General features: G+C 59.2%; 13 protein-coding genes. 8 read left to right on the forward strand and 5 right to left on the reverse strand.

The genetic code is table 11. From position 1 onward, the window contains the following. Positions 1–29 precede the first annotated feature (29 nt). Positions 30–2,090, reverse strand: coding sequence for a TonB-dependent hemoglobin/transferrin/lactoferrin family receptor (locus tag ACTG2B_RS16700; protein WP_439996464.1), 2,061 nt, complete (start codon positions 2,088–2,090; stop codon positions 30–32). A 193-nt stretch (positions 2,091–2,283) separates the two neighbouring features. On the opposite strand from ACTG2B_RS16700, the gene ACTG2B_RS16705 reads away from it, so the two are divergent. Genes ACTG2B_RS16705 through ACTG2B_RS16715 form a run of 3 tightly spaced genes read left to right on the forward strand, consistent with a single transcriptional unit; the run spans position 2,284 to position 4,256 of the window. Next, on the forward strand, positions 2,284–3,255 hold the full coding sequence (locus tag ACTG2B_RS16705) for a ChaN family lipoprotein (protein WP_439996465.1): 972 nt from the start codon (positions 2,284–2,286) through the stop codon (positions 3,253–3,255). Positions 3,256–3,280: 25 nt separating this feature from the next. Beyond that, complete coding sequence (locus tag ACTG2B_RS16710) at positions 3,281–3,835, forward strand: cysteine hydrolase family protein (RefSeq protein WP_005335255.1); 555 nt, start codon at positions 3,281–3,283, stop codon at positions 3,833–3,835. Between the two features lie 37 nt (positions 3,836–3,872). Next, positions 3,873–4,256, forward strand: a complete 384-nt coding sequence (locus tag ACTG2B_RS16715) for a hypothetical protein (protein WP_005335256.1) — start codon at positions 3,873–3,875, stop codon at positions 4,254–4,256. Between the two features lie 87 nt (positions 4,257–4,343). On the opposite strand, the gene hutZ is transcribed toward ACTG2B_RS16715, so the two are convergent. Both hutZ and hutX read right to left on the reverse strand, forming a co-directional pair. Next, positions 4,344–4,901 (reverse strand): heme utilization protein HutZ, encoded by a 558-nt coding sequence (hutZ, locus tag ACTG2B_RS16720; RefSeq protein ID WP_005335257.1) that lies wholly within the window; start codon positions 4,899–4,901, stop codon positions 4,344–4,346. After that, complete coding sequence (gene hutX, locus ACTG2B_RS16725) at positions 4,898–5,410, reverse strand: heme utilization cystosolic carrier protein HutX (protein ID WP_216961149.1); 513 nt, start codon at positions 5,408–5,410, stop codon at positions 4,898–4,900. The genes hutZ and hutX overlap by 4 nt, the downstream gene beginning before the upstream one ends. A 170-nt stretch (positions 5,411–5,580) precedes the next feature. On the opposite strand from hutX, the gene ACTG2B_RS16730 reads away from it, so the two are divergent. From ACTG2B_RS16730 to pepE, 5 genes are all read left to right on the forward strand, one after another. Continuing rightward, entirely contained in the window at positions 5,581–6,432 is an 852-nt protein-coding gene (locus tag ACTG2B_RS16730) for a heme/hemin ABC transporter substrate-binding protein (protein ID WP_042080088.1), read from the forward strand. Beyond that, on the forward strand, positions 6,429–7,457 hold the full coding sequence (locus ACTG2B_RS16735; protein WP_439996466.1) for a FecCD family ABC transporter permease: 1,029 nt from the start codon (positions 6,429–6,431) through the stop codon (positions 7,455–7,457). The genes ACTG2B_RS16730 and ACTG2B_RS16735 overlap by 4 nt, the downstream gene beginning before the upstream one ends. Positions 7,458–7,468: 11 nt before the next feature. Next, complete coding sequence (locus ACTG2B_RS16740) at positions 7,469–8,281, forward strand: heme ABC transporter ATP-binding protein (RefSeq protein ID WP_429202744.1); 813 nt, start codon at positions 7,469–7,471, stop codon at positions 8,279–8,281. Positions 8,282–8,619: 338 nt separating this feature from the next. Continuing rightward, positions 8,620–9,981: an endonuclease/exonuclease/phosphatase family protein gene (locus tag ACTG2B_RS16745; RefSeq protein WP_439996467.1), complete on the forward strand. Its 1,362-nt coding sequence runs from the start codon at positions 8,620–8,622 to the stop codon at positions 9,979–9,981. A gap of 243 nt (positions 9,982–10,224) precedes the next feature. Continuing rightward, a complete protein-coding gene (gene pepE / locus ACTG2B_RS16750; RefSeq protein WP_429040691.1) occupies positions 10,225–10,962 on the forward strand; it encodes a dipeptidase PepE in 738 nt (245 codons plus the stop codon). A gap of 114 nt (positions 10,963–11,076) precedes the next feature. On the opposite strand, the gene ACTG2B_RS16755 is transcribed toward pepE, so the two are convergent. Together ACTG2B_RS16755 and alr are read right to left on the reverse strand one after the other, a co-directional pair. Next, complete coding sequence (locus ACTG2B_RS16755; protein ID WP_150389544.1) at positions 11,077–11,496, reverse strand: secondary thiamine-phosphate synthase enzyme YjbQ; 420 nt, start codon at positions 11,494–11,496, stop codon at positions 11,077–11,079. Beyond that, complete coding sequence (gene alr / locus ACTG2B_RS16760; RefSeq protein WP_439996468.1) at positions 11,496–12,569, reverse strand: alanine racemase; 1,074 nt, start codon at positions 12,567–12,569, stop codon at positions 11,496–11,498. Before alr ends, ACTG2B_RS16755 begins: the two co-directional genes overlap by 1 nt. Positions 12,570–12,729: the final 160 nt, after the last annotated feature.

The following is a 12,729-nucleotide window of genomic DNA, read 5'->3' on the forward strand; positions in this document are numbered from 1 at the left end:
AGCCCGAGATCACTGCGTGTGTTGTCTTTTTAGAATACGTATTTGACCCGAGCACTCAGGTTGCGGCCCGGTTCGGTAAAGGTACTGACATCTGCAGCGGCATCTTTCCCTGCGAGACGATTATATGTGGTGTATTCCCGATCAAACAGATTGAAGACCCCAACGTTGAGTTGCAACTCAGGCAAAGGATTAAACTGGGCATACATATCCACCGCCACCCAACCAGCTGACTTCATAAACTCCTTACCGTTTTCATCCTTACCGACCTTATCCATATCATCAGCAAAGCGAAGCGCGGTATTGAAATTCCAGAGCGCTTGTTCAAAACGCACACCGATATTTCCACTCAAAGGGTTCAGAGAGTTAATGTAGTTCCCATTTTGATCTTTTCCGTTGATGTATGACAGAGCACCCCAAGTATATATATCATCATCGAACCAGTAACCAAGTTTCAACTCAGCTCCATTGGTATTGACTTTATCCTTGTTGACATACTTAGTCACCATTGTCATACCTGTACGACCAAAGGATGATGTGTTTTCTGTATCAATAAAATCTTTATATTTTGCCCTGAACACAGAAATATCATAGTCAATTGTATCTGACTGGCCGCGAGCCCCGAGATCAATACCATCACTACTTTCTGGACGTAAGTCAGAGTTAGGGATAAAGACATGAGTAAAACCTGGCACACTATAACTATCAGATGCTAAAGACTCACTATATGTAGGAGCCCTGAAACCATGGCTATATTGCGCATATATATTTGCCAGCTCATGGGCCTTATATACAAGGCCAAGCTTTGGAGATAGTTCACCTTCCTTGATCTCTCCAAATGATGATTTACCGTTACTGGAAGTAGCTTGCAGTTCATAATGATCATACCGCATGCCCGGAGTTAGCTGCCATTTATCATTAACCGCTATATTATCAAAAAACCACACTGCAGCACGCCGCGTATCGCTATCTGGGAATGGGCTTCGGTTCGCTATTGCGCCACTCGGGTAACTGGTTTTCGTCTTCTCACGTTCTGTGGTTGATTTTTCATACTCAAGACCCCAAACAATGCTGTTTGCCCCCAAACGCTTGTCAAACTGTAGCTGTGCACCCAAGGCGTCTTGTAAAAACGTATTATGCTCTGAACTTCCTTTTATTGTATTACCAGTGTTTTTATTATTGCTCTGGTCAAATTTACTGATGTAAACCTTCGAAGAAACTCGATCTGTGAGCAGTGAGCTTACTTTAAGCTGGTGATCCAGCATGATGCGATAGTTTTCACTTTTCTCATCTTTCAGTCTCAAATCTTTAGCGTTATCAAACGGATCGGATTCTTTATCTTGATCGTAATAATCAAATGTCAGCTGCGCCTGCTGTACTGCTGATATATACCATTTGCTTTTGAGCAGAACGGAACGGTCAACAATATCAAAGTCATACAAACTTGATTTATAGTTCTGTTTGACGCCGCCATTACGCTCTGTATAGCGTAATAGATGCTCAAAATCACCGGTACGCAATGCGGTTGTAAAACCGCCCATCCATTGACCATTTTCGGATGCATAACCACTGGTCACATCAACATAGCTGTTTTTATTACGCAAAAAATCCGATGCATCTTTGGTCGTAATTGCAATAACCCCACCAATAGCATCCGAGCCATACGCAGTTGAAGCAGGTCCTTTAACAATTTCAACCTGCTTGATCATGTCAGTATCGAAGTAGTTCTGTCCTACACCACCTTCGCTATAAGCATCGTTTTGACGAACACCATCGCTCACCACTTTGACGCGATTTCCACCCATACCACGCAATGAGAAGGTTTGACCATCAGTAGCATTATGGCTACCGCCATTCACGGTCACACCGGGTTCGTAGCGGAACAGGTCGGCAACGTTGGTGACGACCTGCTCTTCAATCTGCTTGGCGGTGATCACCGAGATGGGGCCGGAGACATCTTCCAGTTTTTGCTCCATCCGTGAGCCGCTGACGACCACGACTTCATCCGCCTTCTGGGTGGCAGCAAAGACCTGGGAAGAGAGACCGGCTGCCACGGCGAGGGCAACCAGAGAGAGTGCGTTATGATGGGTCACAGCGAATCCTTATTGAGAACTGTTATCAAACAGGCCGCATATTACCCGGCTCCTGACAAAGATCAACAAGAAACGAAATCATTCTCATTTGTTTTGAGCCAAATTGGTTTTACACTGTCGCCCTGTGTTGCCCTTATTCTCTATTAGCCCCCCGAGATGCACCGGCATCCGGGCATATCAGCCGTGAGATCCCATGATTAGACGACTTCCCCTGCTCGCCCTGCCGCTGCTACTGGCAGCCTGTGCCACCCCCACCCAACCGACCCAGTCATCACAGTTGCAGACGCTCTATGACTACCGGCTAAGCAGCGAGGGAGACGCAGACCTGACGCTGGAGCAAGCAATCGCGCGCATTGCCGACGCCGACATCATTCTGGTGGGTGAGCTGCACAGCCATCCCGCCGTGCATCTGTTGCAATCGCGCCTGCTGAGCGGGCTCTACACCGCAGGTCAGCAGCACGGTCGGCCATTGGCCCTCTCCATGGAGCAGTTCAGCCGCGCCGATCAGAAGACGCTGGATGCCTATCTGGCGAACCAGATTGGTGAAGCGGCCTTGATCCGCGAAGGCAACGCCTGGCCCAACTATCCGAGCGACTACCGCCCGCTGGTGGAGTTTGCCAAAGCGCACCAGATGCTGGTGATCGCCGCCAACGCCCCCAAGCCCCTGGTGAGCTGTGTCGGTCAGGAGGGGGCTGAGTGGCTCGACAAACTGCCCGCCACACGTCGCAGCCAGCTGGCCCGCCAGCTGACGCTGGGGGATGATCCCTATCGCCAGAAATTTATGGCTTCCATGCACCACGGCGATGCCGACAGCAACGCCCGCCGCTTCGCCGCCCAGACCAGTTGGGATGACACCATGGCCGAGAGCATGGTGGATTATCTCGCCAAGCACCCGGGCCAGCAGATCATGCATATCGCCGGCAATTTCCACGTCGAGGGGGGGCTTGGGCTCGCCAGTCGCATCGCCAGCCGCAATCCGGCACTCAAGGTAGCGCTGGTCGTGCCCCGTACAGATGAGACCTCTGTTACAGATCCCGCAGCCGATGTGCAGGTAACCATCATGCCGCTGCCTAAGCGCTGGCAAAACAGTGACGAGATGAAGCAAGATATGGGCGCGCTGCATCAATCCCGCAGTCGTGACTGCAGCCAGTGGCTGCAACCCTAATCTTCCAGGAAACGGCGGGTAAAATATGGATGTGTTACTGATCATCGATGTGCAGCAAGGCTTGTTCAACGAGCCCCGTTACCGCCAGGAGCAGGTGCTGGCCAATATCAATCGGGCTGCGGCCCATGTCAGGCAGCAACAGGGACGGGTCATCTATATCCAGCATGACTCGCCCCCCGGTACCGAACTGGAACCGGGCACACCGGGTTGGCAGTTGCACAGTGCGCTGCAACCGGCCAAAGGAGATAGTCGGGTGCGCAAGACTGCCTGTGACAGCTTTCTCGATACCGAGCTTGCCTTCCTGCTGGCCGAGCAGCCGGTCGATCGACTCATTCTCTGTGGCTGCGCCACCGATTTTTGCGTCGATACCACGGTGCGCAGTGCCGCCTCCCATGGGTACGAGGTGCTGGTATTAAGCGATGGTCACACCACCGCTGATCGCCCCCACCTGAGCGCAGCCCAGATCACCGAGCACCATCACTGGATGTGGCGCCACCTCAGCCTGCCGGAGGGGCGCAGTGTGACCCTGCTCACCACCGACGAGCTGCTGGCAGTAACACCCGCCCTGCAGCCGTGCTAATCTGCGAGCCTCGCTTCGTTTCTCACTGGAGTCTGTCGTGCGCCTGTTGTCTGCCACCCTGTTGTTGATTGTTCCCCTGCTGTCGGCCTGCTCCAGCTTGCCCGGACAGAAGTATGACGGGCCGGAACCCCTGTTTCTGACCCACATCAACGAGGAGGGGAGCAAGCGGTTCACCTTTGAAGCTGCGCCCAACGACACCTTGCCGCGCGGCCTCTCGGCGGCCCAGAGCCAGCGGCTGCTGGAACAGCGGGAGGCGTTACAGGAGAATCTGCTGACCGAAACCTTGGCGACCAAGCAGTATTGCCGCCAGGGCTACATAGTGCTGAGCCAGACCTCCTGGAAGGTGCGGGGAGAGTGCAACGAAACGGCCACCGACGCCGATCGTCGCGCTTTTCCCAACAAGGCCAGCTGGCAGGATTGAACAGGCCGGATGAGATAACGCAATAAAAACGGGCAGCCCAGTGGCTGCCCGTTTTGTTATGACGGCTGTTGTGGTCGACAGGGATTATCAGACCGGCGCATCGGCCGGGCTGGTGAGCTCGGCACCGTTGTCGATGCGCTTGTGCCCCTCCACCAGATGGACGAAATCCACCAGCTCGTCACCGGAGACCGCGAACGCCTGGCCGAAGCCCTTGACGAACAGCCCCTGCTCCGGCTTGAGGCGGAACAGTTTGAAATCCTTGAGGTTGGAGAGACCCTTGATGATCTCGCCAAAACGCCCCTCCAGCGCTGCAACCGCCTTGCTCCAGCGAGCGTCGTCACGGGCAACGACTTCAGCCACCGCATCGAAGGTCAAGCGCTTGCGGGCAAACAGCTCGCGGGCACCGCTCTCATCCTCGATCAGCATCAAGGATACCCGGGGCACCTGTTGCAGGTTGCGGGCGTGGCGGGCGATCTCGGAGATCAGCACATAGTAGCCATCTTCCTGCAGCACGAACGGGGCATAGCTGGCATTGGGATTGCCTTCACCATCGACGGTGGCGAGCTGCAGGGTACGGCAGCTGTCGCGAAACTCGCGGATCTCCGGTTGCAGGCGGTTCTGCAGACGCTCCTGACGTTCACTCATGCTTTGACTTCCTCTTGAGAGTTGTGGCGCAGCGCCATGAAACGGGTGACCTGATCGGCCAGCAGCTGGCGTTTCTCGTCGCGACCCAGATAGACCTTGAAAATACAGCGGCCGGAGTGACCGAAGAACTGGAAGGAGTGCCCCTCCTTGCCCATGAACAGCTTGCTGACCAGCGCAATCCCCGCCACGTTGTCGAGTTTGAGGTGACCATGCAGCTCACCGTCGCGGCCCATCAGGTTGTAGTAGCCGCGTGCGTCCTTGCCTTTCGGGAAGGGGGCTTTGACCTCGAAGATGGAACCTTCTGATTCGACGATGGTGGTCACCGGGCCCCAGTCGGCCAGATCTTCCAGCAGACCTTGTGCGCGATCGGCGGGTAGCAGGGTCACCAGCTCGGAGGGCAGATGGCGAACCACCTCCCATTCGCTGATGGCAAGCTGGGCCGCCAGGGTGGACGGATGAGCGCCGGGATCCTGCTCCAGCAGCGCGTGAATGCGTTGTGCAATGCTCATGTTTTCTCCCTCTGCGGGACCATCTTGTCCCGCTGTTTATCATGGCGGCTACTCTAATAAAGCACCGAAACCAATGCAATTGATAATTGCTATCATTATCAGTGCATTTTTTCCAAAGCCTTGATATTCTCGGCGGCACACCCGTTTCATTCACCCCTTCGGAGGTTAGCATGGGCCGTCGTCTTGCCCTCGCCATCACCCTGCTCTGCAGTTCACTCTCTCCCTTCTCTGCCGTTGCCGCCGACGGACAGAAAGAGCGTATCGTCAGTATCGGCCCGGCCACCACAGAACTCATTCTGGCCCTTGGCGGTGAATCGAGCCTGATCGCCACCGATGTCAGCAGCCCCTTGCCAAAAGGGTTGCCCAAGGTGGGCTATCACCGGGCGCTGGCCGCCGAAGGGATCCTGAGCCTCTCCCCCACCCGACTGGTGGGCAGCGACGAGATGGGCCCGGCCCCGACCCTGGATCAGCTGCGTCGTGCCGGGGTCAAGGTGGAGGTGCTGGATACCGCGCCGACCCTCGCCAACCTCAATCAGCGCATCGACACCCTCTCCAGCCTGCTGGGCGATAAAGCCGCTGGCGATCGCCTGAAGGCAGAGATCCAGGCTCAGACCGATCAGCTGGCGGCGCAAGCCAAACAGAACAAACCGCTCAAGGTCGCCTTCCTGCTGCTGCACAAGGGGCAACCCACCAGCATCGCCGGGGGGGACACCACCGCCAGCGCGCTGATTTCGCTGGCAGGCGGCATCAATCCGGTCGCCGAGTTGCGCAACTACAAGCCGGTATCCGCCGAATCCCTCATCGAGATGCAGCCCGATCTGGTGCTGGTCAGCGGTCGTGACTGGCAGCAGTATGCCGACCCGGCCAAGGTGCTGGCCGAAGTGCCCGCCCTGGCGGCTACCCCGGCAGGCAAGCGCAACGCCATTCACGCTATCGACGGTCACGCCCTGCAAGGGGGCCTGAGCCTCAACTCCCTGCAACAGGCGAACCAGATCGCCCAGTGGATCAAGCAGGGGTCATGATGCGCTTGCCCCTCTCCTGGCTGCTGGCCTTCACCACGGCCGCACTGGCGCTGTTGCTGCTCGGTTCGCTGGCAACCGGCCCCATGACCCTCACCCTGGGCGAGAGTCTGCGGGCGCTGTTTGCCGGGCAGGAGAGCGGGATTGAGTCACACAAGCTGCTGATCGTTCAGGAAATTCGCCTGCCGCGCACCCTGCTCTGCATCGCAGTGGGGGGGATCCTCGGGCTCTGTGGCGCCGTGATGCAGGGACTGTTTCGCAACCCCCTGGCTGACCCAGGCATCATAGGTGTCTCCGGCGGTGCGGCGCTCGGCGCGGCGCTCGCCATCGTGCTGCTGGCCCCCCTCGGCCAGCAGCTGCAAGCCACCATCGGGGTTGGTCTGCTGCCGCTGCTCGCCTTTCTCGGCGGCGCGCTCACCACCACCCTGGTCTATCTGCTCGGCACCCGTGAGGGCGGCACCTCGGTCACCGTCATGCTGCTGGCCGGGGTCGCCATCACGGCGCTCTCCGGCGCGGTGATCGGCCTGCTCACCTATCTGGCGGACGATCAGATGCTGCGCAACCTGAGCCTGTGGCAGATGGGAACGCTGGCAGCAGGCAAACCGGCTGATGTGGCGCTGGCCCTGCTCACCCTGGCGGCCCTGCTGTGGCTCTTTATGCGCGATGCCAATCCCCTCAACGCCCTGCTGCTGGGTGAAGGGGAGGCCCGTCATCTGGGGGTCAATGTGCAATCCCTCAAACGCCGCCTGATCCTGCTCACCGCAGCGGGCGTCGGGGTGGCGGTAGCGGTATCGGGGATGATCGGCTTCGTCGGGCTGGTGGTGCCCCATCTGGTGCGCCTGCTGGCGGGTCCCAACCACGTCAGGTTGCTGCCGCTCTCGGCCCTGCTTGGCGCCGCCCTGCTGCTGGCAGCCGATATGCTGGCACGCACCCTGCTGGCCCCGGCCGAGCTGCCGGTGGGCATCATCACCGCCCTGCTCGGCGCCCCCTTCATCTGGCTGCTGGTAAAAGGCCGCCGCGCCCTGTGATACGGACTGTTATGCAACCACTCTCATCCTCACTCTCCTCCCCCCTGTTGAGCTGCAGCCGACTCAGCCTGCGCCGTGGCCAGCGCCAGATCCTGGATGGGCTCGATCTTAGTCTCGAGAGCGGTACCATCACCGCGCTGCTCGGCCCCAACGGGGCGGGCAAGAGCTCGCTGCTCAAGTGCCTGACCGGCGAGCTGGAATATGAGGGCACCATCACTCTGTTTGGCGAAAATCGCCAGCAGTGGGACAGCAGCCAGCTGGCCCACCGGCTCGGGGTATTGCCGCAAAGCTCCTCCCTCAACTTCCCCTTTCTCTGCGAGGAAGTGGTCGCCATGGGGCGCTTGCCCCACAGTGAACCGGCGGCGCGGCGTGACGAGATAGTGGCGGCGGCCATGACCCATGCCGGGGTCGAGCATCTGGCCAAGCGGCTCTATCCCGGGCTCTCCGGCGGCGAGCGGCAGCGGGTGCAGTTTGCCCGGGTGCTGGCGCAGATTTGGCAGGCCCCCTCCCCGACCGAGCAGGCCGAGCAACCCCGCTTGCTGCTGCTCGACGAACCCACCTCGGCGCTGGATCTGAAATACCAGCATCAGCTGCTCACCATGGCGCGCGCCCTCGCCAGCCGCAATACTGCGGTACTGGTGGTGCTGCACGACCTCAATCTGGCGGCGCGCTATGCCGATCGGCTGGTGATGCTGGAGCGGGGCAAGCTGATGGCCGATGGCACGCCTGCCGAAGTGCTGACCCCTGAGCTGATCGCCCGGCTCTATGACTATCCGGCACAGGTGATCCACCACCCCGAGAGCGGCCTGCCGATGGTGGTGTGACAAATTCAGAGTGCGGTAACGGCAGGAAACGCGCTATTCATCCCGGAAACGGCAGCGTATAAACCGGTTTTTCACACCCCATATCGCCCTGCTAACATTCATCAGTGACAAATTCAGAGTGCGGTAACGGCAGGAAACGCGCTATTCATCCCGGAAACGGCAGCGTATAAACCGGTTTTTCACACCCCATATCGCCCTGCTAACATTCATCATCGCCAGATATGTGGTGTGAATATCCTCACACTTTGCTCAGGCAACCCCCCCGCAGCATCACCGTCTACTTATAATGACGCCGCCTCACAGAAGGCATAACTCATTGATGCTACGGAATAATTACAATGGATAATATCAACAAGACCCTACTGGCTGCCGCCATCTCCCTCGGGATGCTGGCAGGCTGCAACAGCGACAACGACTCAAAGGCAGCTGATCCCATGGTTCGTTTTGCCACCTTCAACCTCTCTTTTGACCGCACTGCCGCCGGTATGCTGACCGGTGAGCTGGCACTGACCCGCACCGAGCAGGATGCCCTGCTGGCCCGCCTCGCCGAAGGGAGCCTGAGCGGCGCCACGGAAACCAAAGCCAAGAACGTGCAGCAGATCCGCAACGTGGCGGAGATCATCCAGCGAACCCGCCCGGATGTGTTCCTGCTCAACGAGTTCGACAACGACGGCAAAGGCGAGAGCACCGCCGATCTGAAAGCCTTCAACGACAACTATCTGGCCCACGCCCAGCACGCAGAGGTGACGGCCATCAGCTATCCGGTGATGCAGAATTTCGCCACCAACACCGGCCTGATGAGCGGTTATGACCTCAATCTGGATGGCAAGGTCAACAGCGGCCCCGACGATGCCTGGGGCTTTGGCAACTACCACGGCCAGTACGCCTTTGCGGTAATGTCCAAATACCCCATCGACACCAAGCAGATCCGCACCTTCCAGAACTTCAAGTGGAAGGATATGCCGAGCGAGCAGAATCCCATCATCGATGACTGCAACAATCCCAAGGTCAAGATCCCGGCCAGCCGCCAGTGTGGCGATGCCTGGTATTCAGACGCAGCCTGGCAGCAGTACCCGCTCTCCTCCAAGAACCACGCCGATGTGCCGGTACGCATCAAGACCGAGAAGGGTGAAGAGGTGATCCACTTCCTGATCTCCCACCCGACCCCGCCAATCTTTGCCAACGCGGCGCGCCACACCGTCAAACACAACCGCGCCGAGATCGCCTTCTGGAACGACTACGTCAAGGGTCTCAACTACATGACCGATGACAAGGGCACCAAGGGTGGGCTGGCCAAAAACGCCAAGTTCGTCATCGCCGGCGATCTCAACGCAGATCCGCTCACCGGTGACGGCGACCTGACCGCCATTCAGGATCTGCTAAACAACCCGCTGATGAATCAGGCCATCACCAATGGCACCCTGATCCCGGTCAGCGAAGGGGGACCGGAGTGTGTCAGCAAAGGGGCCGACTGCAAACGTAACCTCAATCGCCCCAACCCGGAACGGATCACCAACTCCAGCGTGCTACAGCTGGATCACGTCATCCCCTCCGCCAACCTCAACGCGGTCAAGAGCGGCGTCTTCTGGCCTGCCAGCTTCGAGGCCGGTTATCACCTGGTCTATGATGCGAAACTCGGCATCGCCAAGGGAGTCAGCTCGGATCACCGCATGGTGTGGGTCGATCTCAAACTCGACTAACTCTGCCATGACCCCGCTGCGGCGGGGTCTTTTATTGGCGATGGCAGCGAGCGGAGCGCTGCTTATTAATCCACCAGCTGGCATTGATTTATCCATCCATAACTCCTCCATAGCCGTTGAATGGGCCTCGCGATCACAGAACCGCCGCGCCAATGGTGGTAGCATGCCTCCTCTTGCCATCCGGCCGCACGGCGGTTCCGGTGGCCCTCCCTCCTCCGCTTTCACTTTTTGAGGACGTATCTGATGGAACTGCTTCTGCTTAGCAATGGTAAAGCCAACGAATTTCCGGGTCTGCTCGGCTGGGCCCGCGACCGGGTGCAAAGCCTGCTGGCTCGCAAACAGGTCAAACGCATTCTGCTCATCCCCTATGCGGTGATCCGCAGCGACTGGGATGCCCGCGCCAACGAACTTACCGAGAGCCTCGGGATCGAGACCATCAGCATTCACCACTTCGATGATCCGGTCGAGGCCGTCAATCAGGCCGACGCCATCTTTATCAGCGGCGGCAACACCTGGCGCCTGAATCAGCTGCTGCATGAAAACGGCCTGATCGTGCCGATCCAGCGTGCCGTGCGCGAACGGGGCGTCCCCTATGTGGGCTGGAGCGCCGGTTGCAACGTGGCGACCCCGAGCATCCGCACCACCAACGACATGCCGGTCTGCAACGCCGCCGTGCTGCCCGCGCTGGGCCTGTTCCCGCTGCAGATCAACCCGCACTATCTGGATGCCAGCATCAGCGGACACATGGGCGAAACCCGCGACGAGCGTCTGGCCGAGTTCTGCGCCATCAACCCGAGCGAATACGTTGTGGCCCTGCGCGAAGCGAGTCTGCTGCAAATCACCGGAGAAAACGGCAGCGAGCGTCTGGAGTACTGGAGCGCCCGCGATCAGGACTTCAAGATCTTCAAACACGGTCAGGAGCCGCAAGCCTTTATGGACGCCTCCCCGCTGGCCGAGTTGACCCCCTTCAAGGTCGGCTAAGCCACGAAAAGCGCTTCACCACTGGCAGGTGGATGGCTCACAAAACCGTAGAAACGACAGAGGGATGGCTCGGCGCCATCCCTCTTTTTTATCTTTCAGCTAGTTGTAGTCTGATTACTCCCCCTGCAGGGTCACCAGCACCTTGCGGGCACCGCCATCGACGCGATGTTCGCCAAGCCAGATCCCCTGCCAGGTGCCAAGTGCCAGCTGACCGTCACGGATCGGCAGCAGCAGGCTCACCCCGAGCAGGGAGGATTTGATATGGGCGGGCATGTCATCCGGCCCCTCATAAGTGTGACGATAGTAGGGGGCATCTTCCGGCGCCAGCCGGTGCAGATGGGCCTCCATATCGCTGCGCACGCTGGGGTCGCAGTTCTCGTTGAGGGTGAGCGAGGCGGAGGTGTGTTGCAGCAGCAGGTGGGCCATGCCGACCCGATAATCCGCCAGCATCGGCAGCTTGGCCACCAGCTCGTCCGTCACCAGATGAAAGCCCCGCGAACGGGGCTTCAACGTCAGCAGGCACTGCTGCCACATCAGACGTACTCCATAAAGACGCGGGAGGTGAGCTTGGTGATGAGCTCGTAGGGGATGGTGCCAATCTCGTCGGCCACCCGCTCCACCGGCAACCCCTCACCCCACAGCACCGCCTCGTCGCCGGCCTTGTCGGTGGCGCCGGGCCCAAGATCTACCGTGCTCATATCCATGGAGACACGCCCCACCAGCGGCACGATGCGGCCGTTGATCAGCACGGAAGTGCCATTGGGCGCCATGCGCGGATAACCGTCACCGTAGCCGATGGCGATCACCCCGAGCCGAGTATCGCGATCCGACACCCAGTTGGCGCCATAACCCACCGGCTCGCCCGCCTTGTGATCCCGCACAGCAATCAGCTGGGTCTTCAAGGTCATCACCGGCTGCAGGTCGTAATCGGCCGCCACCGTGTTGGGGAAGGGCGACACGCCATAGAGGATGACGCCAGGGCGAACCCAGTCGCAGTGGGAGTCTGGCCAGGCCAGAATGCCCGCCGAGTTGGCCATGGCCCGCTCGCCCGCCAGCGGTGCGGTCAACTTGCTGAACAAGTCGATCTGCTCGCGGGTAGTGGGCTGCTCCAGCTCATCGGAGCGACTGAAGTGGGTCATGATGTTGAACGGCTGCACCACGTTCTTGCACTTGCCGAGGCGCTCGATAAAGGCGGGCATCTCGTCGGCACGTACCCCGAGGCGATGCATGCCGGTGTCAAGCTTGAGCCAGGCCACCACGGGCGCTGGCAGCTCGACCTGCTCCAGCGCTTCGAGCTGCTCCCAGGTGTGAGCCGCCGTCTGCAGATTGTTGGCCGCCAGCACCGGCAGGTCGTCGGCGGAGAAGAAGCCCTCCAGCAGCACGATGGGCTTGACCACGGCGCAGGAGCGCAGCATCAGCGCCTCTTCGATACGGGCCACCGCATAGGCATCCGCATCCACCAGGGTGCGGGCGACCGGCAGCAGTCCGTGGCCATAGGCGTTGGCCTTGACCACAGCGATGATCTTGCAAGCGGGGGCGTGGCGCTTGACCACGGCGAGGTTGTGGCGCAAGGCCGCAGTGTTGATTTGGGCAGTAGCCGCTTTCATGGTTTTCCCTTACGAGGGCACAAATGGTCTCCCCCTCATCGGGCAGAAGACCGCCACTCACTTATCGTCGTCGAAGGCCGGACCGGCATAATTGTCGAACCGGGAAAACAGGCTCTGGCTGGCTGCCTCTCAATAAATGGCAAGCGGGTCAGAGCGGTGG

It is taken from the genome of Aeromonas sp. 30P (assembly GCF_051919805.1).
Taxonomy (GTDB): Bacteria; Pseudomonadota; Gammaproteobacteria; order Enterobacterales; family Aeromonadaceae; genus Aeromonas; species Aeromonas veronii.